Annotated in this window: 22 protein-coding genes and 1 pseudogene; 1 reads left to right on the forward strand and 22 read right to left on the reverse strand. The window is 53.2% G+C overall.

The features are described from left to right. Positions 1-76: 76 nt before the first annotated feature. The 4 genes from E8E68_RS24260 to rfbB form a co-directional block, all read right to left on the reverse strand. Complete coding sequence (locus tag E8E68_RS24260) at positions 77-412, reverse strand: ComEA family DNA-binding protein (protein WP_280345624.1); 336 nt, start codon at positions 410-412, stop codon at positions 77-79. A gap of 651 nt (positions 413-1,063) precedes the next feature. Beyond that, positions 1,064-1,945: a glucose-1-phosphate thymidylyltransferase RfbA gene (gene rfbA, locus E8E68_RS24265; protein ID WP_266031532.1), complete on the reverse strand. Its 882-nt coding sequence runs from the start codon at positions 1,943-1,945 to the stop codon at positions 1,064-1,066. Positions 1,946-1,953: 8 nt separating this feature from the next. Next, positions 1,954-2,859, reverse strand: a complete 906-nt coding sequence (gene rfbD, locus E8E68_RS24270) for a dTDP-4-dehydrorhamnose reductase (RefSeq protein WP_266031530.1) — start codon at positions 2,857-2,859, stop codon at positions 1,954-1,956. After that, the gene (gene rfbB, locus E8E68_RS24275; protein WP_280345628.1) at positions 2,856-3,926 is read right to left on the reverse strand and encodes a dTDP-glucose 4,6-dehydratase; all 1,071 of its coding nucleotides are present in this window, start codon (positions 3,924-3,926) and stop codon (positions 2,856-2,858) included. The genes rfbD and rfbB overlap by 4 nt, the downstream gene beginning before the upstream one ends. 177 nt (positions 3,927-4,103) lie before the next feature. On the opposite strand from rfbB, the gene E8E68_RS24280 reads away from it, so the two are divergent. Continuing rightward, positions 4,104-4,685: a hypothetical protein gene (locus E8E68_RS24280; protein WP_280345631.1), complete on the forward strand. Its 582-nt coding sequence runs from the start codon at positions 4,104-4,106 to the stop codon at positions 4,683-4,685. 159 nt (positions 4,686-4,844) lie between these two features. Here E8E68_RS24280 and E8E68_RS24285 read toward each other — a convergent pair. The 18 genes and pseudogenes from E8E68_RS24285 to E8E68_RS24370 form a co-directional block, all read right to left on the reverse strand. After that, a pseudogene (locus tag E8E68_RS24285) lies at positions 4,845-5,198 on the reverse strand (transposase); the annotation flags it as partial. A 300-nt stretch (positions 5,199-5,498) separates the two neighbouring features. Continuing rightward, positions 5,499-7,493, reverse strand: a complete 1,995-nt coding sequence (locus E8E68_RS24290) for a nucleoside-diphosphate sugar epimerase/dehydratase (RefSeq protein ID WP_280345634.1) — start codon at positions 7,491-7,493, stop codon at positions 5,499-5,501. Positions 7,494-7,613: 120 nt separating this feature from the next. Further along, positions 7,614-8,630, reverse strand: coding sequence for a glycosyltransferase family 4 protein (locus E8E68_RS24295; RefSeq protein WP_280345637.1), 1,017 nt, complete (start codon positions 8,628-8,630; stop codon positions 7,614-7,616). Next, complete coding sequence (locus E8E68_RS24300; protein WP_280345640.1) at positions 8,630-9,598, reverse strand: NAD-dependent epimerase/dehydratase family protein; 969 nt, start codon at positions 9,596-9,598, stop codon at positions 8,630-8,632. The genes E8E68_RS24295 and E8E68_RS24300 overlap by 1 nt, the downstream gene beginning before the upstream one ends. Next, complete coding sequence (locus E8E68_RS24305; protein WP_280345644.1) at positions 9,595-10,824, reverse strand: glycosyltransferase family 4 protein; 1,230 nt, start codon at positions 10,822-10,824, stop codon at positions 9,595-9,597. Before E8E68_RS24305 ends, E8E68_RS24300 begins: the two co-directional genes overlap by 4 nt. 7 nt (positions 10,825-10,831) lie before the next feature. Further along, a complete protein-coding gene (gene wecB / locus E8E68_RS24310; RefSeq protein ID WP_280345647.1) occupies positions 10,832-11,911 on the reverse strand; it encodes a UDP-N-acetylglucosamine 2-epimerase (non-hydrolyzing) in 1,080 nt (359 codons plus the stop codon). A gap of 10 nt (positions 11,912-11,921) precedes the next feature. Further along, on the reverse strand, positions 11,922-13,028 hold the full coding sequence (locus tag E8E68_RS24315; protein ID WP_280345650.1) for a glycosyltransferase family 4 protein: 1,107 nt from the start codon (positions 13,026-13,028) through the stop codon (positions 11,922-11,924). A gap of 26 nt (positions 13,029-13,054) precedes the next feature. Then, a complete protein-coding gene (locus E8E68_RS24320; protein WP_280345653.1) occupies positions 13,055-14,353 on the reverse strand; it encodes a hypothetical protein in 1,299 nt (432 codons plus the stop codon). A gap of 65 nt (positions 14,354-14,418) precedes the next feature. Then, on the reverse strand, positions 14,419-16,305 hold the full coding sequence (gene asnB, locus E8E68_RS24325) for an asparagine synthase (glutamine-hydrolyzing) (protein ID WP_280345656.1): 1,887 nt from the start codon (positions 16,303-16,305) through the stop codon (positions 14,419-14,421). Between the two features lie 5 nt (positions 16,306-16,310). Then, positions 16,311-17,588: an oligosaccharide flippase family protein gene (locus E8E68_RS24330; protein ID WP_280345659.1), complete on the reverse strand. Its 1,278-nt coding sequence runs from the start codon at positions 17,586-17,588 to the stop codon at positions 16,311-16,313. After that, positions 17,582-18,667, reverse strand: coding sequence for a DegT/DnrJ/EryC1/StrS family aminotransferase (locus tag E8E68_RS24335; protein WP_280345662.1), 1,086 nt, complete (start codon positions 18,665-18,667; stop codon positions 17,582-17,584). Before E8E68_RS24335 ends, E8E68_RS24330 begins: the two co-directional genes overlap by 7 nt. A gap of 1 nt (position 18,668) precedes the next feature. Next, the gene (wbpD, locus tag E8E68_RS24340; protein WP_084852107.1) at positions 18,669-19,244 is read right to left on the reverse strand and encodes a UDP-2-acetamido-3-amino-2,3-dideoxy-D-glucuronate N-acetyltransferase; all 576 of its coding nucleotides are present in this window, start codon (positions 19,242-19,244) and stop codon (positions 18,669-18,671) included. Between the two features lie 266 nt (positions 19,245-19,510). Next, positions 19,511-20,461 carry a UDP-N-acetyl-2-amino-2-deoxy-D-glucuronate oxidase gene (gene wbpB / locus E8E68_RS24345; RefSeq protein ID WP_266031495.1) on the reverse strand — a complete coding sequence of 317 codons (951 nt, stop codon included), beginning with the start codon at positions 20,459-20,461 and terminating at the stop codon, positions 19,511-19,513. Positions 20,462-20,534: 73 nt separating this feature from the next. Next, positions 20,535-21,845, reverse strand: a complete 1,311-nt coding sequence (gene wbpA, locus E8E68_RS24350) for a UDP-N-acetyl-D-glucosamine 6-dehydrogenase (protein ID WP_133970664.1) — start codon at positions 21,843-21,845, stop codon at positions 20,535-20,537. Between the two features lie 291 nt (positions 21,846-22,136). Next, positions 22,137-23,501, reverse strand: coding sequence for a Wzz/FepE/Etk N-terminal domain-containing protein (locus E8E68_RS24355; protein ID WP_280345677.1), 1,365 nt, complete (start codon positions 23,499-23,501; stop codon positions 22,137-22,139). Positions 23,502-23,651: 150 nt separating this feature from the next. Next, positions 23,652-24,716 (reverse strand): Wzz/FepE/Etk N-terminal domain-containing protein, encoded by a 1,065-nt coding sequence (locus E8E68_RS24360; protein ID WP_266031489.1) that lies wholly within the window; start codon positions 24,714-24,716, stop codon positions 23,652-23,654. A 208-nt stretch (positions 24,717-24,924) separates the two neighbouring features. After that, complete coding sequence (locus tag E8E68_RS24365) at positions 24,925-26,352, reverse strand: MBL fold metallo-hydrolase (RefSeq protein WP_280345681.1); 1,428 nt, start codon at positions 26,350-26,352, stop codon at positions 24,925-24,927. A gap of 102 nt (positions 26,353-26,454) precedes the next feature. Then, positions 26,455-26,718, reverse strand: a complete 264-nt coding sequence (locus tag E8E68_RS24370) for a lipopolysaccharide assembly protein LapA domain-containing protein (protein WP_280345684.1) — start codon at positions 26,716-26,718, stop codon at positions 26,455-26,457. Positions 26,719-26,737: the final 19 nt, after the last annotated feature.

Consider the following 26,737-nt stretch of genomic DNA (forward strand, 5'->3'; position numbering starts at 1 on the left):
ACTATACCGGTGGCCGCGGCGTTGGTCACTTCGCGCAGCCAGGGGCCAGATTATTAGTAATCCGGCCCCTCCCCTGTTACTCCACCATCACCTTGTCCCGGTTACGCTCCAGCAGTGCGTTCCCAATCCCCTTGATCTCCAGCAACTCATCCACCGAAGCAAACGGCCCATTGGCCTCGCGGTAAGCGACGATGGCCTCGGCCTTAGCCTTGCCTATCCCATTCAGCTCCTTCTGCAAAGTCAGCGCATCCGCTTTGTTCAGATCCAGCCGCGGCGCCTCCGCTGCAGGCGCCTGGGCCACTATCGGCACCGGTTCGACCACGGCAGTGGTGCTGGCAGGCGCCGCGCTAAGGGAGAACGACAGGCTGGCGAACAGCGGCAGCAGCAGGTACGACAGAACGTTGTTGCGCATGGGTGAACACTCCTTGGGTTGGTCGTTTTTCAGCAGCCGGTTTCCCTCGGCTGCGTCATCAACCCTAGCGGGGAAACCCTCAGTAAAAAAGCCACCATGTGCGGGCAACGGTAACCAAATAAGTACATAAACATGACAACATCGATGACCCAAAATCTTTGAACATCGGACTTCCCGAGGACCAGCCTGTTGATAATCGCGCCCCAGGATATGGCCGGCAGGATTTCTCCGAACCGCCAATCGTCTATTCACGCCCACGGCCGTCCACATTCCCACATCCCTTGCCGAATATGTCGCAGGTCGAGATTGGGGTTGGGCTGACAGGCGCATGCCTTGGAATGTTTGTCGTTTGTGAGATCGAGCGCCGCCCGCGCGGCGCATCGCGAGCTGCGCTCGCTCCTACGTTTTTTTCGGGCCAATTATTCCTGGGGCATTTGCGCGCGAACGCCTTGGCGCATGGCGCGATATCACGTCGTACAAACAAGGCGGTCGCGCGCGCCTGTCACAGGCGTTACTGGCCCGAAACAAACGTAGGAGCGAGCGCAGCTCGCGATGCGCCGCGCGGGCGGCGCTCGATCTCACAGGCACAGAGCCCGAAAGCCCTTGAGATAACCAGGCCTACACCTGGGAAGGTCCATGATATAGCGCAGGTCAAAATACCTTAACTTCAAGCAAGTTTCTCAAGTACTGCCCGTAACCATTCTTCAGCAGCGGCTGGGCAAGCCGCTCAAGTTGCTCAGCATCGATCCAGCCCGCGCGATAGCAAATCTCTTCAGGGCAAGCCACCTTGAGACCCTGGCGCCGCTCCATGGTGGCGATGTATTGGCTGGCATCCAGCAGGCTGTCGTGGGTACCGGTATCCAGCCATGCATAACCACGCCCCATGATCTCGACCTGCAGTTGCTGTTGCTGCAGGTACAAGTTATTGAGGTCGGTGATTTCCAATTCGCCGCGTGCCGACGGTTTAAGCTGCCTGGCCAAGTCGACGACTTGGTTGTCGTAGAAATAAAGACCGGTGATCGCATAGTTGGACTTCGGGGCTTTCGGCTTTTCTTCAATCGACAGTACGCGCCCGCTGCCATCGAACTCCGCGACACCGTAACGCTCCGGGTCCTGGACGTGATAAGCAAACACGCTGGCCCCCGACTGCCGCTGGCCAGCACTCAGCAGCAGCGACTGGAAGTCGTGGCCATAGAAAATATTGTCACCCAGCACCAACGCCGACAGGGCGTTGCCAATAAAGTCTGCCCCGATCGTGAATGCTTGGGCCAAGCCGTCCGGGCTAGGCTGCACGGCATAAGAGAGGTTGATGCCCCAACGGCTACCATCACCCAGCAGTTGCTCGAAACGCGGCGTGTCCTGGGGCGTGGAGATGATCAGAATGTCACGAATGCCGGCCAGCAGCAGCGTGCTGAGCGGGTAGTAGATCATCGGCTTGTCGTACACCGGCAACAGCTGCTTCGATACAGACAGCGTGGCGGGGTGCAGGCGAGTGCCAGAGCCACCGGCCAGAATGAGTCCTTTACGTGCCATAACTATTCCTAACGCCGGATTTCGTCCAGCATGCGTTGCACACCTTGTTGCCAAAGCGGCATCTTGAGATTGAAGGTCTCTTCCAGCTTAGCCAATGCCAGCCGAGAATTTAGCGGGCGCGGAGCCGGCGCCGGATAAGCTTGGGTACTGATTGCACCCACCTGTTCCGCGGACACCTTCAAGGCCATGCCATTGCGCCGCGCCTGCGCCAGTACGAACTGGGCATACCCGTGCCAGCTGGTTTCTCCGGCTGCCGCAAGATGGTAGGTGCCGAGCAAAGGGCTCGCATCCTGCACACTGAAGAGCTGCCGCACGATATGGGCGGTAACATCGGCGATCAACTCTGCGCCAGTGGGGGCGCCATACTGGTCTGCCACCACATTGAGCGCGTCGCGCTCGGCCGCCAGGCGCAACATGGTTTTGGCAAAATTGTGGCCGCGCGCGGCATACACCCAACTGGTCCGCAGCACTACGGCAGAGGCACCGCTGGCCTCAATGGCGAGCTCGCCATCGAGCTTGGTACGGCCATAGACAGACAGCGGGCCGGTGGGGGCATCCTCTTGCCACGGCGCCAGGCCACTGCCATCGAACACATAGTCTGTGGAGTAGTGGATCAGCCGTGCCCCCAGCCTGGCGGCCTCACAGGCCAAAAGGCCCGGCGCATCGGCATTGATGCGGGCAGCCAGCTCTGGCTCGCTCTCAGCTTTGTCCACCGCCGTGTAAGCCGCAGCGTTGACGATCACATCCGGGGCCAGCGAGCGCACCGTCGCCGCCAGACCATCGAGATTACTCAGGTCCCCGCACAACTCACCCTCGCCCTGGCGGTCAAGCGCAATCACCTGGCCTAGGGGTGCGAGCGCGCGCTGCAACTCCCACCCCACTTGTCCGTTCTTCCCCAACAGCAAGATTTTCAAACTTTGTCAGCCCCATATTGCTGCGCGACCCAGTCGCGGTAGCTGCCGTCCATGACGCCTTTGACCCAATCCTCGTTATCCAGGTACCAGGTAACCGTCTTGCGAATGCCGGTTTCGAAGGTTTCGGCAGGCTTCCAGCCGAGTTCGCGCTCAAGCTTGCGAGCATCGATGGCATAACGGCGGTCGTGGCCTGGGCGGTCGGTGACGAAGCTGATCTGGCTGGCGTAAGGCTGCCCGTCAGCCCGCGGACGAAGTTCATCGAGCAGCGCACATACACGGTGGACGATGCCCAGGTTGGGCATTTCGTTCCAGCCGCCGACGTTGTACACCTCACCCACCTGCCCTGCATCAAGCACTCGGCGGATGGCGCTGCAGTGGTCCTTGACGTATAGCCAGTCACGAATCTGCTGCCCATCGCCATACACCGGCAGCGGCTTGCCAGCCAAGGCATTGACGATCATCAGCGGGATCAGCTTTTCGGGAAAATGCAGCGGCCCGTAGTTGTTCGAGCAATTGGTGGTGAGCACCGGCAAGCCATAGGTGTGGTGATAGGAACGCACCAGATGGTCGCTGGCCGCCTTGCTGGCAGAGTACGGGCTGTTTGGCTGGTATTGGTGGGTTTCGGTGAACGCAGGTTCGCCGGCTTTCAGCGAGCCATAAACCTCGTCGGTAGAAACATGCAGGAAGCGGAACGCCACCCGCGCTGCCTCATCCAGGCCATGCCAGTAACCCCGCACGGCCTCCAGCAACTGGAAGGTACCCATCACATTGGTGTCAACGAAAGCCCGAGGCCCGTGAATGGAGCGGTCGACGTGCGACTCGGCGGCGAAATTGAGCACAGCGCGGGGGCGATGCTCTGCCAACAGCCTTTGCACCAACCGCCCATCGCCTATATCCCCATGCACGAAGACATGCTGCGGATTACCCTCTAGGCTAGCGAGGCTCCGCAGGTTGCCGGCGTAGGTCAGCTTGTCCAGGTTGACGATGGGTTCGCCGGACTGGCTTACCCAATCCAGCACAAAATTCGCGCCGATGAAGCCGGCGCCGCCAGTTATCAGGATTGTCATAGGCTTGACGCTTCTCGAGTGGATGTCGATGGATGTCATTGGCGCAATTCTAGACGGGAACGCTGACGCGTGTGGCGGTAAGACACCGTTCACGCATTTGACGGTTGTTCTGTCATTGACCGCGAGGCAAAATACGAAACTTTCTCAAGAACGCCATCTGGGCTCACAGGGATGTTTATGCCTTCTATATTTCCTTCGGTCGCTGTTGCGGCCTTGTTCGCTTCCACGCCTGTCTGGGCACAGTCCACGCAGCTTGCTCACCAGGTGATCACGCCCAGTGCTTTCCTGGGGGTGGATCTGCAAGGGGATTTTTTGACCCAGGTGCCGGAGTGTGCAACGGGGGATATACGCCCTACCGAGCCTTGCCGCGTTGCGACGGAGAAAGCGGGACGCTTTGAAGTGCGGGGGTTGCCGTATCTGCCTATTTCGCCGGGGTATAAGTTGTTTGCAACGGTGGAGGGTGGAGCTGTTAGTCAGTTGGTGTTGACGGGTAATGCTAATAATTTGTACCTGGTCAAAGAAATGCTGACTGATAAGCTGGGGCAGCCAGCGGCTAGTGGGACTCATTGGGTGAAGTTGAAGTCCGGGGCTTCGTATGAGGCTGAGGTTTATAAGTGGAACGCTGATGGAGTAGCCATTGATTTTGGCCGAAACCTTAGTGATCTGGGGCGGTATTCGGTAACTTTCTCGACTTCGATGGTCGGGACGGACGTTGGTCAGTTTAATACAGTGCCTGTGGCAGAACGCCCCAGCTTGTAAGCTGATTAGGGAAAGGAGCTTGCAGCGGCGAAACAATCAGGGTGTGAGCTATACGCAGCAGTTCCTTAAACCACGTCTACCGCAAAGTAGACCTCTGGCTTACCGTAGCATCTCAGGTAAGCAGCTCGATGACAGTAACGCCTCCTAGTCGGCCACCGATTAGGCTTTCGGCGGCCTTTCCAGTACGTGGTACAGCTACGTATAGTGCTCCTGGCCGTTGACATTCGTGTTCTCGACCAAGCTATAGATCCGCGCGTGGTCATACCGCCCTTGGGCGTGTCGCTGAACAGCCACGCCTTGCGCCCGATGACAAACGGCATGATCGAACGGTCCGCACGATAGTTGTCGATCGAAAGAGGCCGGCCTCAACATACCGTTCCAACCGGCTCCAGTAGTTCGCCAGATATTTACACCGCCTTGACCAGTACACTTTGCGTTGTGACCGGCGACTGGGTTTTATTCAGCTAACTTCAGTTGCTGCAAGATTGGCAGGCTGCTGTGCTGGCTGCCGACAGAGCCTTGGTCGGTCAGAACGATAGCCTCGTCAATGGCGTCCGGCAGGGTTCGAAACGCTCGACGTCGAGCCAACGGCAGAAGCCTTTGCGCTGGTGAATAGGCCGTAGGAGTTTCACCTTCAGCCTCTCGCAGAACCGTACGTGAGCCTCCCTACTCAGACGCCAGCTACCCCTCGCAACCCTAAGCAATGTGTCAAGTAGCATCTAGAGATCATATGAAAAATAAAAACAGGGCTATATCCGTATAGAGGAATATCATAGAAATTAGCCGTCGCCGAATGGCAAACAGGGAACATGCTTACACATCAAGGCGCCGCTGCTGATACACCCAATCAACGATCTCACCTTCAGGGGAGTAGCCGCTTACAAGCTCTCTTAGTATCTGCCTAACGCGATTGAAATCTTCATCCTCGAGAGCCTTGGTCAATGAGCTCAGAGATTCTTTAAGCACCTCCCATGAGAGGTAGTCTTCGCTAGCAGACATAATCATGGGGTGCTGGGTAGGTAATACATTGTCACCGATCAACAATTCTTCATAGAGCTTCTCTCCAGGGCGTAGTCCAGTAAACTCAATCGCAACATCGCCGTGAGGATTACTTTCAGACCTTACACTCAGACCTGACAAGTGAATCATTTTCTCCGCCAAACTGGCGATTTTAACCGGTTCCCCCATGTCCAATACAAACACATCGCCGCCCTGCCCCATCGAACCAGCCTGGATAACCAACTGGGCCGCCTCAGGAATGGTCATGAAATAGCGCGTGATCTTAGGATGGGTCACAGTCAGGGGGCCACCCATTTTTATTTGCTTATGAAACAATGGGATTACTGATCCCGACGAGCCTAGAACGTTACCAAAGCGAACCATTGTAAAACGAGTTCTGTTGACACTGGCCACATTAGCTGAGTCGCCAAACAATACAGCCGCAACTTCTTTGCTCAACGCCTGAAGGACCATCTCCGCCAAACGCTTTGTACTGCCCATAACATTTGTTGGGCGAACTGCTTTATCTGTAGAGATCAGCACAAAATTAGAAACATTAGCTTGCAAAGCAGCCTGCGCTGTATTCAGCGTACCAATAACATTGTTGAGAATCCCTTCTGCAATGTTATGCTCAACCATTGGCACATGCTTATATGCTGCAGCATGGTATACAGTATCGACACGCCACATCGTCATAACATCAAATAAATGTTTCTGGTTCCGGATAGTCCCCAAAAAAGGCAGCAAGCGTACGGGTAGCGATTTCCTTAATATAGCCTGCTCCAACTCGCCATGAATATTGTAAAGATTGAATTCGCTGTGCTCGAAAAGCAGAAGTGCTTTTGGCTTCAACAACAAAATCTGCCGGCAGAGCTCAGAGCCTATTGACCCCCCGGCCCCAGTCACCATTACTACTTGATCAGTAATGCAATGCGCCAGAAGATCTTTCTGTGCAGGAACAGCATCGCGCCCTAAAAGATCAGCGATATCAACCTCTTGAATATCGTCAACTTTTACTCTTCCGCTGGCCAGATCCATGATTCCTGGAATACTTCTTACGTGAAGTGGAAACCCCTCTAGTGCGCCAAGAATTTCTCTGCGCCTGGCTCTGGTAGCAGATGGTACAGCCAGAAGCACCTCTTCAGCACCAGTTACGTCGATCATTCTCTGAATGTCTTTACCTCTGAAGACTGTAAGCCCCGAGATTACTCTGTCTGCAACGCCTTCATCATCGTCAATGAAAGCTACCGGACGCATAACACGCCCCATACGTAGGGCAGCCACTAATTGATTTCCCGCTGCGCCCGCACCATACACAGCCACTTTAGGAAGGCCATTGTCGCGATTAGCAAAAGGTACATGTTGCGTCGTAGCGAACCAGTCCCCCAAAAAATATTGGCGCATGATCAGACGCAGCCCACCAATCATTACCAGGCTCAGCCACCAATAGTTAAAAATGATCGATCGAGGAACAATATACTTATGGTTGGCATACCAATAGACAATAAGAGCAAGAGTCAACGAGGACAGGCTCACCGCTTTGATGATTGCAATTAGTGCGTCATTCCCAAAGTAGCGCATTACTGCACGATACATACCAAAGCGAATAAAAATGGGGACTGCCACCGCTGGCGCGGCCACAAATAACCATGGATGAGTAACTAGCGGATTGTTCATTTCGTCAATACCCAAGCGTACGGCAAAAGCCAACCACAGGGCCAAGACCACCAGCAGTACATCCATTGCGACCTGCAGCGCACGTTTGTAACGACGTGGCAGCGCAAGCATGCGCATCCTTATACTTTTCATCTTTTACAAGCCCTCGCTCTCAAAAGGTCATCCGAGCCTTTTGTAGTGGAACCGCATGACTGCGCGCTAATTCCTAAAAAACATTATTCCGCATATCGAAAATATGGGCCGTCTCTTTAATCATCGTAGCTCTAGGTCACCGGCCCGATATTTCACCGCAAGACCAATTAATGGCGCGTACGCAATGAGCACACCAAGAGGGCCAGGTACCCAGTTCAGCGCAACCATTACTGCTATGGGGGCAAGCCACACAAGATTTATGAAGGCAACCGCGGCGGTCACCGGCAGATGCCTACCGTAAAGGCGTGATGCATACTGATACGCATGGCTACGATGCGCTTCGTAAACTTTATCTCCTCGAGCAAGTCGGCGTGCGAGAGTATACGTCGCATCAACGACAAAAACCCCCAGGAGTATGAGCCAACACCAAAACATCACCGGTGACGCCCAAGCTCCTTGAATGGAAAGAGCGCCTAATGTGATACCAAGAAAACCACTCCCAGCATCACCCATAAAAATCTTGGCAGGAGGGAAGTTCCAAACAACAAACCCCCCTACCGAAAACGCAAGCAATAAGGGCAAAACAGCCAGACCATCAAAGCCAGACACCCAATAGATGAAGGACATAACCAAAGTCGCGATGACAGCCTCGATACTTGCGAGCCCATCAATACCATCCATAAAATTATAAAGATTGAGCAACCATACCAAATAAAAAGTTGCAAACAGAATGAGCAGCGGTGCGAAATCTAAGCTATAGCCAAAAATATATAAACTGGGGAAACCACCTAGCCAGCAGAGCAACCAAACTGCGCTGAGAAAATGACCAAGCAGTCGCCATCTAGCAGCAATGTGACCATGATCATCCATGAATCCGATGATCGCAATGATCAACCCAGCCCCGCCGATCCCAACGACCGCTTGCCAGGTTGTCAGCTCAAAAATCAGGCAAAAAGGTAATCCAAGAAGGAATGCGATTACAATGGCAACCCCGCCGCCCCGCGGAGTTGGCACGTTATGTGAACTTCGTGAATTCGGAATGTCAATAATGCTGCGAGCTATAGCATAGCGTCGTAACATTCCTGTCAAGGCAAGAGAGGCAAAAAAAGCCGAGATCAAGAAAAAAATAATGCCCATTATCCTTGCCCCTTAAAGGTATCAGAATTCGTCTTTATAAAATCTCGACCGGCGATCACCAACGCTTGCTCTGGCTCTACCGGTGGCTTCCACCCAAGCAGCATCTTAGCCTTTCTGCTATCTAATACTAAAGACCTGCATAATTGGTTGTACATATTCCTTCGGCCAATTAACGTCAGACCAGCACTCAGTAAGATGCTAGGACACGCGAAAAGCTTCGGTGATTTTCCCATCCCCTTGGCCAAGCACCGAACGATTTCCGGAGTAGACACGCCCACTCCATCGGAGACAACGAATTTTTCATTCGCTGCTGATGGGTGTGTAATGCAAAGACTTATGAAATCAATCAAGTTTTCTCGAGCAATCATACTACGCAAGTTATGCACGTTCGCGAATGGAAGCGGCACACCTTTAGAAATGACTGACATTAAGCGATGAAAGTTTCCTGGCGCATCTCCTGCATAAACCAAAGGAGGGCGAATGATAACGAGCTCCATGTCACTCGCTTCGACCAGCTCCAAAAGTTTGATCTCAGCATCCAGCTTAGTCACACCGTAAAGTTGTGAAGGCGCACAAGCACTAGCTTCCGAGATCTTATCCCCCCCCTCACTCTCGGCTGCATGAACACCTATCGAACTTAAAAATATGAACCTCCTAACTTTCTGCCTAATTGCGGCCTGAGCAAGATTAACTGAGACATCAACGTTTGCTCGGCTAAACGCCAACACAGGATTATCGGAGGTTTCTTTTAGGACGTGAGCTCTGCCTGCCAAGTGAATAACCGTATCCACCCCGCTACAGAGTTGATCGAGCTCACCCCCGTGCTCCAAATCACAGCTCACATAATTCGTCAGATCCGGGATATGAACCTGGCTACGCCCGGCTCCTCGCACCTTATAGTTATCACCCGTTAGTCGGGCGCATAGCGCGCGGCCAATAAAACCGGATGCACCTGTCACCAAAATCATGCCACCCCCTCAGCACTTGCAACTATTGTTTTTGCGATAGCAGCATATTCGAAATTGGTTGCTAAGTAGGCACGGCCTCTTTGCCCCATCGCGCGCAGGACATCTTTATCGGATAGTGAGAGAGTAGCAAATGCAACTGCAAGCTCTTTAGGGCAATCTGGCGCGACAGAAACGCCACAGTTACCCTCCACCAACGGGTCATTAAATGCCCTATAAGCCCCCACAACTGGAACACCGAGCGCCATGTAATCATATAGCTTATTAAGGCTGACACCGAATCTGTAGATGGGCAAATCATGCATAACAAAAAAACCAGCATCCACGAATTTCAGAGCCTCAAGAATAACTGCCTTGTCAACCTGCTGATAAAAACTTACGAAATCAAAAGATCGCTCAACGCAACGACGCTGTAGTGCTTCGGCCTGTTCGCCTTTACCAACGATTACAAAGCGCAATTTACGTTCTTGAGATACTGGCAGATACTCAAGCGCATCTACAAATTTATGCATCGCATTTGGTTCACCCAACGCACCGGCATAGAAATATACAAAATCACCATTCTTCTGAAATGACTGGATATCAGAGATAAGTGGATGAGTAATGCATTCCGAAGAAGTGACCTCAAGGGAGAAACCATTTGGCGCGTATATAAATTTATCTACTGACAATCCGCGCGCCGCCATATGTTCCAAGGCACCAGGCAGAAGGGATATAATCTTATCCGAGCACCTATAAGCCAAATATTCTATTTTGCTCAACATCCAGACTATAGGATGCCGCGCACTAATACCTGCAACTTCCACAAGGCTTAAGGGCCACAGATCCCGAACCTCAAAATAGATCTTTGAGCGGAATATCCTGGCAGCAATTAATGCACTTGGGTAAGCAAATGGATGCGCAGATGAGTATACAATGAGATCCGGACGTTCGGAGCGAGGAAGCCTAAGCAAGAACCACAGCAAAGTAATTGCAAAAAACAGCATTGCCAGTAGGCGCTTAATACCATTTCCAGAATATTTGATGGCTGGCAAAAAAATGTAGTCTACACCACTATGTCGTGAGGCCCCGGCTGGCATCGGCTCTCCATCCATAAGATGATGATAAGCCGGCAACACGACCTTAACGTCGTGCCCTTTATTTTTCCATTCACGAGATAAATGGAAAGCACGCCAGTATCGCCCTACCCCTGGACCTCCTGCATAAGGATTAACATACATGATCTTCATAGCTATTTTATCCGACAGCCACTGAATACTTGCTCAAGTGTTGAGCAATTCGATGGGAAGCCTGCCCTCCGCCATAAAGATTATCCGTATCGTTAACCAGACGGCCATAATTGTTTCGGACACCTTCAACAATGCTGTCTGTATCTGCCCCCACAAGTATGTTCGCCCCACAAGAGATCAACTCAACCCACTCAGTCTGATCACGCATCGTGACGCAAGCCTTACCAAAGAAGAACGCCTCCTTCTGGACACCACCACTATCTGTAAGAACAACGGCACAACGCTGAAGTAGCCATATCATTTCTAGGTAACCCACTGGATCAATAGTGTTCACCTTGAGCTCAATACCCAGTTTTGAGATTACTCCCCTAGTGCGGGGGTGCAGTGGCAGCAATACAGGGGCAACGGTTGTGTGAATATCATTCAAAGCATTAACTATTGAAGCTAACCGTGCGGGATCATCTGTATTTTCAGCGCGATGCAATGTCGCGAGAATAAAACCCTCTTTCGACTTCACATCAGCAGGAGGCACAGCAAGCTGAGAGAACAGCAGCGCACTGTCTTGCATGACGTCGCCTACCTGCAGAATCTCTACAGGCTTGCTATCAAAGCCCTCACGCCGAAGATTCTCAGTCGCGGTTTGAGTAGGGCAGTACAAGACGTCACTGACTTGATCCGTGAGGATTCTATTAATCTCCTCAGGCATCAGCATATTGAAACTGCGCAGACCTGCTTCAATGTGCGCAACAGGTACATGTAGTTTCGCAGCCGCTAAAGCACCAGCAAGTGTCGAGTTTGTATCGCCATATACGAGCAGTCGATCCGGGCGTTCTTTTTCAATCACCTTCTCAATCTCAATGAGCATACGTCCGGTCATTGAGCCATGCGAACCACCGCTAATACTGAGCTGATAATTTGGCCGAGGAATTTCCAACTGCTCAAAGAACACGTCGGACATATTTGCGTCAAAGTGCTGCCCAGTGTGCACAATAACTTCATTCAACTGGCTGCATTGGCCGATCGCACGCGAGACAACACTGGCCTTGATAAACTGTGGTCGAGCACCAATAATAGTAAGTATCTTCACTTCAAACTCTCTATTGCGCTAAACGTTCGTATACGCCAAGGAGGACCTGCTCCTCAATGGACCAGTTATATTTTTGCTGAACCGCTAGTTGACCACGACGCCCCATCGCTTCAGCATCCTCTGGGTGCGTAATCAGATAATCGACAGCGTCCGCGATTTGCTTTGGATCCATGGGATCTACGCACAAACCACAACCATTCCCCTCAATAATATCACGCCATAGAGGGAAATTTGATGCAATAACAGGTACGCCAGCGCTCATATATTCGAACATCTTATTAGGCTGGGCATCAATGTGATTAGGCGCAGGCAAGAACGTAACTACCCCCCCTACTGAACGGGCCAAGGCATCACGGACTCCTTCGCGCCCTACAAAGCCGAGCTCATCAACCTTTGACCAACCCAAATGAGACTTCGCTTCATTCTCTACTGTCTTTTCAGAGAAACGCCCACCTAACTGCAGGCGAGCACCACTGCTCGTGTGAGACATTGCAGTGATAACCTGCAAAATGCCACGGATAGAAGCGATTCCACCAATGTAGCTGACTTCATTTTTCTTCTTCGCCCAGTCGATCTCGCCACAGGCGAGCTCCCCTATCAATGGATAGTTATTGACAGTAAAACTGGCAGAATTGATCGATTTAAACTTATCAGTGATAAATGGAGTCGCCGTCACGATAGCATCGAAGCGCCTACAGACGACTCTCTCAACCAAACCAAAAAAGTTCGAAAGCAGAAACTTCGAAACACTATTTAAATAAGGCTTCCCCATAAGCTGCTTCGGCAAATCTTCATGGGCATCAAAAATTACTTTCTTCCCACGCCACTTCAGTCTCAGCCCAATAGGCAGAAGTTCTGGATCATGGAAATGGTATACATCTGCGTCGACGGTTAAAGCTTTATCGTAAACCCTCTGGGTCGTGCGTAACATTCGATTTAGCCTACCTAGCGACGCGCCGACATCATAGATAGTTACCTGGTCGCAAATCTCATCGCCCTTTCCATCGGCAACGATCAAATGAACATCGTGCCCTGCCTGAGCAAGGCTGCGACACTCTTTCAAAAAAATTCGCGTGTCATACCTAGGATGAGCTGAAGTGAGGTGTGCGATCTTCATGGTAAACCTTTCAAAATATTAAATTCTCAAAGCATGGCTGCTTGTACAGGCGAAGGCTTTTTGCGTGAGAGATACATGATCACGATCGCAACAGCGAAACCGTGCGTAAGCATAACTGTAAATAGATCTGATGACATCAAAAGACTTCGCAAGGGAACAATGGAAATAGCAATTGCTACCCAGACGGGCATCCGTTCATTAGAGAGATCATTTACCAGTTTAAGGAGAAGACCTACTAGCGCCGCGTAAAAAAATACGCCGAAAAGGCCAGCATGCGCAAAACCACTTGAAATGAATCCATTATTGGCTCCCATTTCAGGCTTCCCTAAATAATCGCCAATAACGTATGGTATAGCTACGCTTCCGTAGGGGTAAGCCTGCAAGGATGAAAGCACTGAGTTAGACCAATAAACATGTGCATGCGTGGAGAAAAAATCAAAATATACAAAACATAGATCCGCAGGAACATAAAATGCACGACGCGACAAAAGAGAGGTCAGCCAAAGATCATCAAGGAATATATAACTCGCAATCGTCAACACCAAAACCCCCACACATGCCAGAGGCAGAATAATTAGAGAGTCAGAGCGTCTAAGGTAAATCCAGACACTAAAAACTAACAAAGGGAGAAACAAAATAGACTTATGAGAGGCTACAGAGAAAAAATAAACCTGCACCCCAAGCAATAGTATCACGAGCAAAAATCGTCGCGCATAAAGTGCAAAGCAAATGAGATAGACGCTAAAAACCTGAAACGTCCAATTATTTGTGTATGCGAGAATACCTTGCGCCGTGAGCTCTGCATTCAGCTCTCGATATTCATAAACCTCTGAAAAATTCAAATTTGACTTAGCACCGGAAAGCTTAAACCAAATCACCAGACCCACAACAAATGCCAAGGACACCATCAGCGCTATTGGTCTGCCACCCAAAACTACCGGAAGCCCTTTAAAACTCAGTAAGCTCTGTTTTGAGACAAAATAGGATGTAAAAATAGCTCCGAGAGAAACCAGAACAGGGAATAAGGGGCGAGTTGCATCGAGCCCATATAGTGATGTCAACGGTGCTACCAAGCAAAGAATGGCAGTAACAAAAAAATATTGACTGACATTTTTCACTCTATCAGAAACAATAAGCAAAGAAATTAAATACAAAAACCATGAAACCATATAGTTAAAGGGTTCCACATTCAAAATAAACCCTTCAGACGCAAAATCTTTGGCAATAATTGTCGAATATGACGTATCCAGCAGGACGCGAAACAAAATCACAAATGATAAAAATATCAACCTATGCACACTAATGCTCAGCGATAAGGACCGCATGACCCCTCCGGCATCCAATACCTGACTTACAAAGGCTTAACTCAAAGCCGGCCAAAAAAAAGACGTTAATTCATAAACAATTGATGCCAACGATAAAAATTCACCCAACGCCAAACCTGGGATGAATGCTTTTTTCTTCCGGAAATGACCGAGTCAAATTCGGCAAGTACACGCGTAGACGACAGGAAAGGAAGGTTAAGATCTTCTTGAAGCCAAGCTCTGAGCTTACCGGCGTTTTGTATTAGGAAATCACGCTCGGGTGTCTCGAAACCGACCTTATCTCGCCTATTTAAAACGTCGTCGGGCACGATGCCACGCATAGCGGCTCTGAAAATGTGCTTCGTTTCCCCCTTATCAGAAATTAAATAATTTTCTGGCAAAGCGAGAAGAAATTGAGAAAGCTCTGTCGTTAAAAAGGGAACTCTGCTTTCAATCGAGAAACGCATAGAATTCCGATCACCGTGACGAAGCAAATGCTGAAGGCCGCGCCGATGCAACGATGCCGCAAGCTCTGCAGTCAATCGACGTCCACGTAAGTCAATTGGACAATGGCGCCGTGAGTTCTCACAATTAACCTGAGCATCTCGCAAACTCCCTTCATGCATCCAGACTGGCACATTGGCTCGACCATCCATTCTACGAAGAACATCATTGATCGTTCCCGAAGTCAGCTGACCTAGAGTAGTACCCACCCCCCACTTCACACTACGCCCAGGCCATTTAGACCAGTTGTTGAGAAAGCTAATTGCACGAGCATACTGGCCTCTCTCAATAAGGCTACGTATCCGCTGACCTGGATACCCAAGGTAACCTGCCAACATTTCATCCGCACCTTGCCCATCCAGCGTTACAGTAATCCCGCGCTCTTTAGCAAGTTGGTAGACTCGATATTGCGCATAAATACTAGTACTACCAAAAGGCTCACCTTGAACACGGATCATATCATCCAGATCACGCACCAATTCAGATGGAGATACCACTACCTTATTGGCATGTGCTCCAACATACTCATTGACTTGGTCCGCCCAATGTTCTTCAGACAAAGAGCTACCCTTAGCAATATAGCTAAAGGTATGGATCGGCATGTCTGGCTCTACGTACCTCATCGCGCAAACCACTGCAGAGGAGTCAAGCCCCCCCGACAAGGCCGCACCAACAGGCACATCACTCCGAAGGTGTAGGCGAATACTGCTCAGAAAGCGTTCACGTAGTTCCTCCGCGGCATCCGCAAAACTCAGGTCCGTACGTTCTTCCAATCGAGGGGTATACCAGGCCTCTGGTGCAGGCATCTCCGATGCTGCAATGTTGTAGCGGATAATATGGCCTGGGGGAAGATGGAAGACGTCTTCAAAGAATGTCTGCTCATTGGTATCGTAGTCGCCGTGAGCCAGATAATCATACGCACGCTGCCAATTCAGCCCAACCTTACTCTTCTTCAGCGCCTTGATGGCCGGCACCTCAGAGGCAAAAATAAGGTTACCTTGCTCATATGTATAAAAGAACGGCTTGATACCGAAAGCATCTCGAACACAGAAGATATTCCCACGCTCGTGATCAAAGAGCACAAATGCAAACATGCCCACAAACCGCAGTAAGCTTGCCTCTTTCCAATGCTGCCACGCCGTCAGCAGCACCTCGGTATCTGAATCAGATCTAAACTCGTAACCCAGAGCACTAAGTTCAGCACGCAGCTCTCTGTAGTTATAAATTTCACCATTAAACACCACGGAGTATTTTCGATCATGCGAATACATCGGCTGATGCCCTGCACTCGACAAGTCAATGATTGACAGCCTAGTATGACCAAGAACCAAGCAACTGCCGTTTACTGACGTAATTTCGTACCCCGAATCATTCGGGCCACGATGCTGAATGGTCAGCAGTGCGGATTTCACCCTGGCTTCGAGCGAATTATCTGCCTGTTTCCATACACCGCCTAATATTCCGCACATATCGCTTATCCAAACCTGTGTCTTTTCGCGCCAAAGATAATAAAGCCTAGATATAGGCTGTACAGGGCAACTTCATGCAGGGTGAACGCCAGTAAAAACGTTTCCATTCCTGCATTTCTGAAAATATAAAGTGTCGAGGTGATGGTCACGAAGTAGATCATCTGCCACAGCGTACCTATCTTGATGTTGTGGTCCATCGCCAAGACGGTACTCAATGGGCTTACCGCAAACCGTATGGCCACCGCAAAAATAAGCACGGTGGCGTACTCGCCCGCCTGTCGCCAGGTCTCACCAAATACGAGGGCAAAGAGTTCTGGACCAACCACCCATACAAAACCCACCAGAGGCACCATCAAACTCAACAAGCCGAAAAAGAGCTTGAGGACAAAAGGCGCCAGGCGGTCGGGATTCTCTCGCTGCAGCACCACGAAGCGCTGAAACAACACTTGTGAGAACGAGGTCGCGATCAAGCTCATGGGCAAGTTCAGCGCTCTGAATGTGAGGCTGAACACGCCAACGATGTGGGTATCGTAGAACTTGCTGAGCATAAGGACTGGCATCTGGACCGCTGCATTGTCCAGCAAAGCTCCGAAAGTCGAGTACTTAGGGAATTTGCTATAACGACGAGCGTTCACGAGCATCGTCGCAAGGCTGATCCGTGAAAGCACAGCTCGATCTTCGCGCCATGTTCTAGTCAGAAACACCATCAAGCCGCCGACTTGCCCGACCAGGTAGCCAAGCACAAGGCCACCCGTCGATAACCCGGTCAGCAGAAACTGGGCAAGCGTCATGCCTCCACCCTGCGTAACGCGGCTGACAGCCAGGCGCTTGAATTTCTTGGACCGGTTGTTCCAATAGTTCAATGCCTGCCACATGCCCGTCACGAAAACCGTTATCGGCAGTAGGTAAAGCCAGGGACCGATTGCCTTGTTGTTGAGCAGTGCCTGGATGTCCTCATTGAACAGGGAGACTATTACCAGAAGCACAAGACTGATAGCGCTCGCTATACAAATCGACAACGTAACCAAGCTGGCTGCGTCCTCGTCTCGCTCGGGCAACATCACTGCGACTTCATACCTGGCGGTGATGATGACTGAAATCATCCCCGCCAAGGACATATAAAGCGCCAACACGCCGAAATCCTCCGGCGTGTACAGGCGCGTCAACAAAGGCATTGCCGCAATCGGAATCGCCTGCGCAAGTGTGGTGCCGGTCATCAGCGTCAACACATTACGCAGGAAATCATTCTTTCCGTTCTTCACGGCACGCAATGCTTTCAGCACGCTTTTAGCGCCGCGACAATGATTTTTTGGTCCGCCAGCGTCAGATACGGATGCATCGGCAGGCTCATCACTTGGCCAGCGATTTCGTCACCGACTGGCAACTGAGCGGCGTCATCAGCCACTGCGGGCTGCTTGTTCAGCGGGATCGGATAGTGCACGGCTGTAGGTACGCCAGCCTCCTTCAGCCTGGCCTGTACAGCATCCCTGTTCTGGACACGAACGGTGTACTGCGCATAGGCACAGATATTGTGTGGTTCGATATACGGGGTCGTTTCAATGCCTGCTTCGGCGAGAAGACGATCATAGTTATCGGCAACCTGTTGGCGCAGGGCTATCTCTTCTTCGAAGATCTCGAGCTTGGGCAGCAGAATGGCTGCTTGCATGGTATCCAGCCGGCTATTCACACCGACACGAATATGGTGATAACGGCGATCCTGACCATGGCGCGCGATTTGACGAAGCACGGTCGCAAGCTGCTCGTCATTTGTGAAAATGGCACCACCATCGCCGTAGCAGCCCAGCGGCTTACTTGGGAAGAAGCTGGTGCAGGATATCGTCGAGAGATTGCAGGAGCGCTTCCCTTTATAGGATGCGCCAAAGCTCTGTGCTGCATCCTCGATGACCGGAATACCGTACTTGGCAGCAATAGCATTGATTGCATCGAAATCAGCGCATTGTCCATACAGGGAGACTGGAATGATCGCCTTGGTACGGGGAGTGATCGCAGCCTCGAGCAATGCGGGATCAAGGTTGTAGGTACGCGGGTCAACATCCACATACACAGGCTTCGCCCCTAGCAATGCTACTGTTTCAGCAGTTGCGATATAGGTGAAGCCTGGGGTGATGACCTCATCGCCCGGACCGATATTCAGCGCCATCTGAGCAATCTGCAGAGCATCAGTACCATTTGCGCAAGTGATGCAATATTTCGCACCGACAAACTCAGCAAGGCGCTGTTCAAGCTCCGCCACTTCCGGGCCGAGGATGTACTGCCCATGGTCCAGCACGCGCTGGATACCTGCGTCAATCTTGTCTTTGATGCGCGCTTGCTGGCTTTTCAGGTCAATGAATTCGATCATGTTAGACATCCACCTTGTTCAGGATCCCTTCACTCAAAACGTAACGTGCGCCAGTATGCGAGCAAACCGCCTCGCCCTTCTCGCCCAGCTCCAGTTGCTCACCAAACTCGCTCATCCAGCCAATTTGCCGCGCCGGAACGCCAACCATAAGGGCGTACGCTGGCACATCCTTATTGATCACTGCGCCTGCCCCGACGAAAGCGTATTCCCCAATGGTAACCCCGCAGACGATGGTGCAGTTGGCACCCAGCGTTGCGCCTTTCTTGACCAAAGTGTCACGGTACTGGTCCTTACGTTCGATCAACGAACGGGGATTGTAGACATTGGTGAATACCATGCTCGGGCCACAGAACACGCCTTCTTCCAGGGTCACGTTGTCATATACCGACACGTTGTTCTGGACCTTGCAACGGTCGCCTATCACGACCTTGTTGCCTACGAAGACGTTCTGCCCCAAGGAAACGCCCTCCCCAATCCGAGCACCGGCACACACATGAACAAAGTGCCAGACCCGGGAGCCGTTACCGATCTGCGCGCCCTCATCGACGATGGCACTCGGATGCTGAGAGTAATTCATGTTTGAGACTCACACTTGATTGAGGTTGATCGAACGCATGCCGCATCGCTGCTGACGCGTATTGCCAATATCGACGAGCACCGAACCATTGAGAGGGTGCCTATGCGGATAGTTGAGTTAGCGTTCATGATCGGGACGATGGAAAAAACGCTACCGGAGAAAGCCACGAGTTGAGCCCAAGGACTCTCGGTGACCATGCCTTTTAAATTGCGATCCCGCCAAGGCTGGCCACGGGTAACGCTCAGGCGCTACCCGCTTGTTTCCCGTCAGCGCGAAAGCGCCATAACGAACGGGTGCCCCTCGTTATCCGCCGCTGCAACAACAGGAGCGCTACGAATGGTATTCACGGTTTCGACACAGTGACGCGCATCCTCGATACCGTAACCACGGCCAGCAAGAATTTCTTCATAGCTGGTGGTGTGCAGATCGGTGAAGCCTTCGGAGAATTCCATTTCCTCACCATTGACGGTGATCGAACGGTAGGTTGGCTTCTTGCCCTTCACCGACTCAGGTAGGTCGTTGGCGTCTACAGACAGGAACCAGCGTACGCGTGCTTTCTCGTACTCCAGGTAACCGGCGGCCTTGTGCTCGGAAGTGAAGTGCACAACGTTGCGCTGCAGCTTGCCGAAGATGAAGTGCAGCATGTCGTAGAAGTGCACGCCGATGTTGGTGGCCACACCGAACGACTTGCGTGGGTCACCCTTCCAGCTTTGCAGGTACCACTTGCCGCGCGAGGTGATGTAAGTCAGGTCGACTTCATACTTGTGCGGGTTGTTCTCGCGGGCGACCTTCTCCTTCAGAGCGAGGATTGCCTGGTGATGGCGCAACTGCAGGATGTTGTACAGGCGCTTGCCGGTTTCCTGCTCGACCAATGCCAACTCGTCCAATTGCTGCGGGGTCGGCACCAGCGGCTTTTCGCAAATGACGTCACAGCCCAGGCGCAGGCCCGCGGCAATGTGCGGGTGGTGCAGGTAGTTGGGCGAGCAGATCGCAACGTAATCCAGGGCAGTGGCCGGGTTGCGCTTCAAGCCATGGGCGTGGTCGAGGAAGAACTCGAACTCGGTGAAGAACTCGCTCTGCGGCGAGATACTGTCGATGATACCTACCGAGTCATTGATATCGTACGCGGAGACCAGACGGTTGCCGGTGTCCTTGATGGCGCGCATGTGGCGAGGGGCGATGTAGCCTGCAGCACCGATGAGAGCAAAGTTTTTCATGAGGCTTCCTTTGAAGACGAATGAATCCGCCTGCCCTTGAGGGCCAGGCGGATCAATTTGCTAGCGACGCCGATCAGGCCTTGATGATGTGCGCGGTCGGCGTGCGGTACTTGCCGCGGCTGTCGACAATGAGCTTGGCCTTGGCTTCGATCAGGGCATAGTCGAACTTGTCGTGATCGGTGGCCAGAACCACGGCGTCGAAGCTTGCCAGGTTCTCGGCGGTCAGCGGCTCGCTGCTCAGCTCGAAGTGGTGCTCGCGCATCTTCGGGAACACCGGGACGTGTGGGTCGCTGTACGCAACCACGCCACCCTTGGCCTCGATCAGTTCCATGATTTCGACAGATGGCGACTCGCGCATGTCGTCGACGTTCTTCTTGTAGGCGATACCCAGCACCAGTACACGGCTGCCCTTCAGTGCCTTGCCGGCGTCGTTCAGGCCATCCATCAGCTTGCCCAGCACGTACTCAGGCATGGCCTGGTTGACTTCACCGGAAAGCTCGATGAAACGGGTGTGCAGGCCGTATTCGCGCGCCTTCCAGGTCAGGTAGAAGGGGTCGATCGGAATGCAGTGGCCACCCAGGCCCGGGCCCGGGTAGTAAGGGGTGAAGCCGAAAGGCTTGGTCGCTGCAGCATCGACCACTTCGAAAATGTCGATACCCATGCGGTCGGCGACGATTTTCATTTCGTTGACCAGGCCGATGTTCACCGCACGGTGAATGTTCTCCAGCAACTTGGTCATTTCGGCAGCTTTGGTGGAGCTTACCGGTACGACCTGGTCGATGGCCTGCTCGTACAGTGCAATACCCACTTCCAGGCAATTTGGGGTGTGACCGCCAATAACCTTGGGAATGGTACGGGTCTCGAAGTTCGGGTTGCCCGGGTCTTCACGCTCTGGCGAATAGACCAGGTAGATGTTCTCACCTACCACCAGGCCGCCTTCCTGCACACGTGGCAGCAACTCTTCTTCGGTGGTACCTGGGTAGGTGGTGCTTTCCAGCGAAACCACCTGGCCTGCACGCAGGTATGGCTTGATGGCATCGGTGGTGTTGATCACGAAGCTCATGTCGGGCTCGCGATATTTGTTCAGTGGGGTGGGCACGCACAGGATCAGTGCATCACACTCGCTGGCACGCTTGAAGTCGACGGTAGCCTCAAAGCCGGTTTCGCGCGCCTTGCTGATGTTGGCAGCCGGGATGTGCTCGATGTAGCTCTGACCAGCATTGAGTTTATCGACTTTCGATTGATCGATATCAATACCCAGCACATTAAAACCAATGGCGTTATAACGCAGCATCAGCGGCAACCCGACATAACCAAGGCCCACGATACCAATCAAGGCCTGCCGGCTTTTGAACTTTTCTACCACCGCATTCATATCTGTCATGCTTCCCAACTCACCTTGAATATACCTGCCCGTTTCCACGGCTGAACAACGGGTTATTTGAACCTTCTTCGATTCATTCGTCAGTCGAGTGAATCCATTCGGCGCCAGCATGCACTGTGCATGCTGTCGAGCAAAAAACGCCCACTTACATTTGCCCGGGGAGCGGCCCGGTGGCTGCCATCAATGAGATGCGCCACAATCATATGCGGTTAGGCTGCGGCAATCCATCGGAGTTTTCCTGGGACCTAGAACCACCAAATGCCACTAAAACAACATCATAGAATTGGGCGCTCAAGCTTGCGCATCTGCCAGCCTGGCAGGGTTCTGCCCTGCCAATTCATCAGGTATGACGCGATGTGCCGAACCCTCGATTTCAAGTACGCGTTGCAGCCTCGCGTGGTCTTTGAACGCACCTCGCAGCAGAGCAATAACCGTTCCGAGCAACAGACCGCCGATAAATGCGATGAGTACGATGAGTGCTTTACGCGGCTTCAAAGGCTTGCTCGAAGGCACCGCGCGCTGGTCAATATTCACCAGGTGCAGGCCCTCCAGCTGGGTATCGATGGCTTGCAAGCGCGCACGCTCCACGCGAAGCGCTTCAACCCCCTCCAAAAACGCAGCTTCGCTCGCACGGGCCTTGATTGCCTGGACCTTACGGTTGGTCGAAAGCAGGATGAGCTCTTTGCGGATCTGGCCGATTCTCGGCTCGACGAAGTCATCTGACGTACGCTTTCGCAATGCAGCACGCTCAGCCTCAAGCACCTCAGTACCCATAAAGTACAGCGGCACCGGCCTACCGTTTACTTCGGTACGAATGATATTGCCAGTTGCTGCACCATCATCAGCCATCAGCGAGGGTGTCGAAGGCTTCTTCAAACCGAGGCTTCGCGCAACACTGATAGCCTCATCAAGTTCGGCCAGGCGCGCTTCGCGGCGCAATTTCAACTGAACACGCAAAGCCTTGAGCTCATCATTCAGCTGCGCACGCTTGATTGCATCGGCCTCTTCAAGGCGGGCAATACGGCTCTCGTTTCCAGCCTTGTACTCCGACACCGCAGAGTTCAGCTGCTTGTCCACCTCTGCCAAGCGGTTGGCCAAGATAATCTGCATATCCTTGGACAACTGGCTACGCTCACGCTCAACGGCATAATCAACGAAATCGTTGAGGATGGCAGCGCCATTCACGCCTTTTTCATAGCGCATCTTCAACCCGACAAAATCGCTTAGCGAATCGCTCTTTTTCGGGTCTGCCAACACTACGCTGAGGCCGTCGCGGTTGAAGTCTTCAAATGCCTGATCGACACTTTGCCCTTCATCCTTGAAAGCATCGATGAGATCTGGCCTGGACCGAAAGAAGTCCAACCGGGTGGTATAGGAATCCAGCGATGCCCCCACTCTCTTGAGCGCTTCAGCCGGAGGCAATGAGTAGATTTTTGACCGATTCAAAGCATCCAACTGGTTCAAGGCGACCGGCCTTAAACTTGTGGACGCTTCATAGACAGGCGTAATGTTGTAGGCGACTGCGGCGCCGAAAAGTGCACAGACGCCACCCACAGCAGCGATGAGGAACCGCCTACGCCAGATAGTGCGCAGTACGTTGAAAAGATCGATTTCGCCAGAGCCGGCCATGGAGGGGGGACGCACAACGCTATTCACAAAATTTCCCTGTCTGAAACGGGGTTAACCAAGACAGGCAGGGCAGATCAGCGTGTCGTGCTCGCTCTTCCAGCTTTCCATGTCATCGGCGACGAAAGGCTATTGTTACACCTTCCGCAACCGACAACAACGCTTAACGACGCCTTGCAATCAGGTAAGTTCCCCTCCGTTCGTCGCTTTGCGCCTGCACCAGATATCCCGCCCCAAGGCAACCAACACACCAAGCCCTACTCCCACCAGCGCCGATAGCAACATGATCACGGCTTTTCGCGGCTTGATAGGCTTGTCAGGCTGGGATACGGCGCCATCTTGTTGATACATGGCAACAAGGGAAGGGTCGACCTTCAACGCCCGCAAGAAACTGAGTTTCTCCTGCTTTTCACGCAAATTCCGGATGAATGGATCGTCCGATGAGCGCGCCTCCAGGTTGGCGATTTCTGCCTCCAGCGCCTTGGTGCCGCGCATGTAGGTGAGAGCCCCATTCATGCCAGCGGACACTTCACTGGACAGGGTTTCGGAAATGATCGGCGGCTTTTCCAGGCCAATCGACTGCGCTACGCGCAACGCCTCCTTCAGTTTGGCAATCTGGTCCACGCGCTGATTGCTGGCAGCGGCTCGCGCAGCCTTGATTTGCTGGTCAAGGTTATCAGCCATGATCGATATGTCACTGCGGGTACCGCTCAACAACTCGTTCTTCGCTCGCTCAGCAGCCAACTCTGCGTAATTCGACACCCAGGTCGCCGCAAGACGCGGGTCTTCAAGATTCGCGGTCAGCACGTAGCGATCAGGCATGTCTTTGCTAGCGAGTGCCACTTTCAGCATACCGTTGAACTGAGCATACAGGGCATCACGAGAACCGCCCCGCTCCTCTTCGGTCAGCATGGGCAGGAAGGCGCTGCGAAAGAATTTGTCTCGTACTGCTTCAGACTGAAGGGACTTGAGGTAGATGCTGTACACATCCTTGGCACTCAGTGGCGCCAGGCCCGTTCCCTCACCACGACCGTAGTTCAGTTGGGCAATCTCGCTCTGGGAAGGAGGCTGTATATACAGCTTCGCTTCATACACCGGCGAAACCATCATCACATACGCCAAACCCAAAGCAATTACCGGTACTGCAACCAGCCCTACCCAGATTTTTTGGCGCCAAACACCCTGCACAAGCTCAATCAGGTCAATCTCGTCGCTACCACTCAGGCGCTCGCGTTCATTGCGCATTTAGTCTTTTTTTCCTTGGGTCTGTCTTATTGCATCATCTCGGGGGCAGGCTTCCAACCTAAGCAACTCAACACCCTTCGAATCAAGCGTAGCGGCTATTCGCCACTCTTTCTGCCACGCTTCTAACTTTACTTCAAGCAGTAGTAGAAAGACCCGCCCCGCAAAAGTTCCTCACTATCTGACAGACCTCAACCTTCCCGCCAGAAGGTCATGTTGCGACTGTGACGCACACCTCATGCCCAGGCTGCGTAAAACTTACGCGCAGCGCGTTCGCAAGCGTTTGCTTCGCCCTTTTCTCGCCATGCACCAACATTATCCGCCGTGCATTGCAGCCGCGCGCGAACGCCACCAACTGCGCCTGATCCGCATGGCCCGAGTAGCCGCCCAAGGTCATCACCTTCGCTCGCACCTCATACATCTGCCCATCCAGATCAATCTGCACAAACCCTTCCGCCCCTTCGCTGGCCTGAATCACCGCCCCCGGAGTGCCCTTGGCCTGATACCACACAAACATCACCTCATGCCGGGGATCACCGAGCATGGCCTTCAGGTAATTGACGATGCGCCCACCGGAACACATGCCATTGCCTGCAATCACGATCGCGGGGCGCTCGGTACTCTTGAGGTAATTGACTACCTGCTGGTGGCGGGCATGGGTGTCGATACTGATCAGCTGGTCGAACCCGAGCGGATCACGCCCCTCGGCAAGCCGCGCCCTGGCCTCTGCGTTCCAGTACTCGTGCAAGTCGCGGTACACACCGGTGATGCGCTGGGCCAAGGGTGAATCAAGGATGATGGGCAGCTGCGACCAGTCGAGTGAATCGCCTTCAGGGGCCGAGGCGGTCGTGCTGAGCAGCGCCTTGCGGTGGAGGATGGCTTCGAGTTCGTACAACAGCTCCTGGGTGCGACCGAGGCTGAACGCCGGAATGAGGAGAGTGCCCTGGTCAGCCAGGGCGCGATCAATCGCGGCTTCCAGCCGCTGCTGACGGTCGCTGACCGGAGGATGCAGGCGGTCACCGTAAGTGCTTTCCAGCACCAGCACATCTGCACGCTCAGGGGGCTGCACGGGGCGCAGCAACGGGTTGCCACAGGCACCCAGGTCGCCGGAGAACACGTAGCGTGTATTGGCCTCCTCATGCTGCATGTCGCATTCGACATAGGCCGATCCCAGCAGGTGGCCAGCGCGCTGCAAGCGAATGCGACAGGTCAGGCCCGGGCGCTCGACCAGGGTGTGCCACTGCTCGAAAGGCAGCGGCACGATAAGGCCACGGATGAAATCCAGGTACCGCGCCACTTGGACGGGGTCGCTGCTGATGCTGAGCTTGTAGGCGTCTTCCAGCACCAGCGGCAGCAGCCGGGCCGAGGGCTCGCTGCACAGGATGGGGCCGCGGTAGCCGGCTGCCAGCAGCGCCGGGATACGCCCGACATGGTCAAGGTGCACATGGGTGATGACCAGAGCCTGGATGCCCTGCACGTCGAAGCCGAGCGGCGCAGTTTCGGTGCCCGGTGCTGCATCGGCACCCTGCTCCAGGCCGCAGTCCACCAGCAGGCTGACAGAGGGGGCGAGGTGCAGCTGGTGGCAGGAGCCGGTGACGCCGCGGGCGCCACCGTGATGGGAAAGGACGGGATATTCCATGCTGCGCACACTCACCTGGGCCGAAAATGAAGTGCGCTATTACTCCATGAGGGCCGGTGCAGGCATAGGCGAGACTTTCCCAAATGGGCGTAGGAAGATTCCTTAATTGCCGCTCAGTGCCGCCTGGCGGGCTGAAGCCCTGATCTTGCGCTTACTGCGCTGCACGCCGTAGGCACCCAGCAATGGCCCGACGGCGAGGCCGATGACCAAGGCGGCCAGCACCAGCAAAGCTACTGGCACCTCAGGCGCGACCCAGCCAAACAGCACCAGAGACACGGCTTGCTGATTCTCCAGCACGAAGAACAGCACCACAGCCGCCAACAGCAGCACGAACACCGCCGCCAGGGCGCGCTTGAGGTTACGCATCAGATTGCTCCTTGATTGA

The sequence above is a fragment of the Pseudomonas sp. BN607 genome, assembly GCF_029871175.1.
GTDB lineage: Bacteria > Pseudomonadota > Gammaproteobacteria > Pseudomonadales > Pseudomonadaceae > Aquipseudomonas.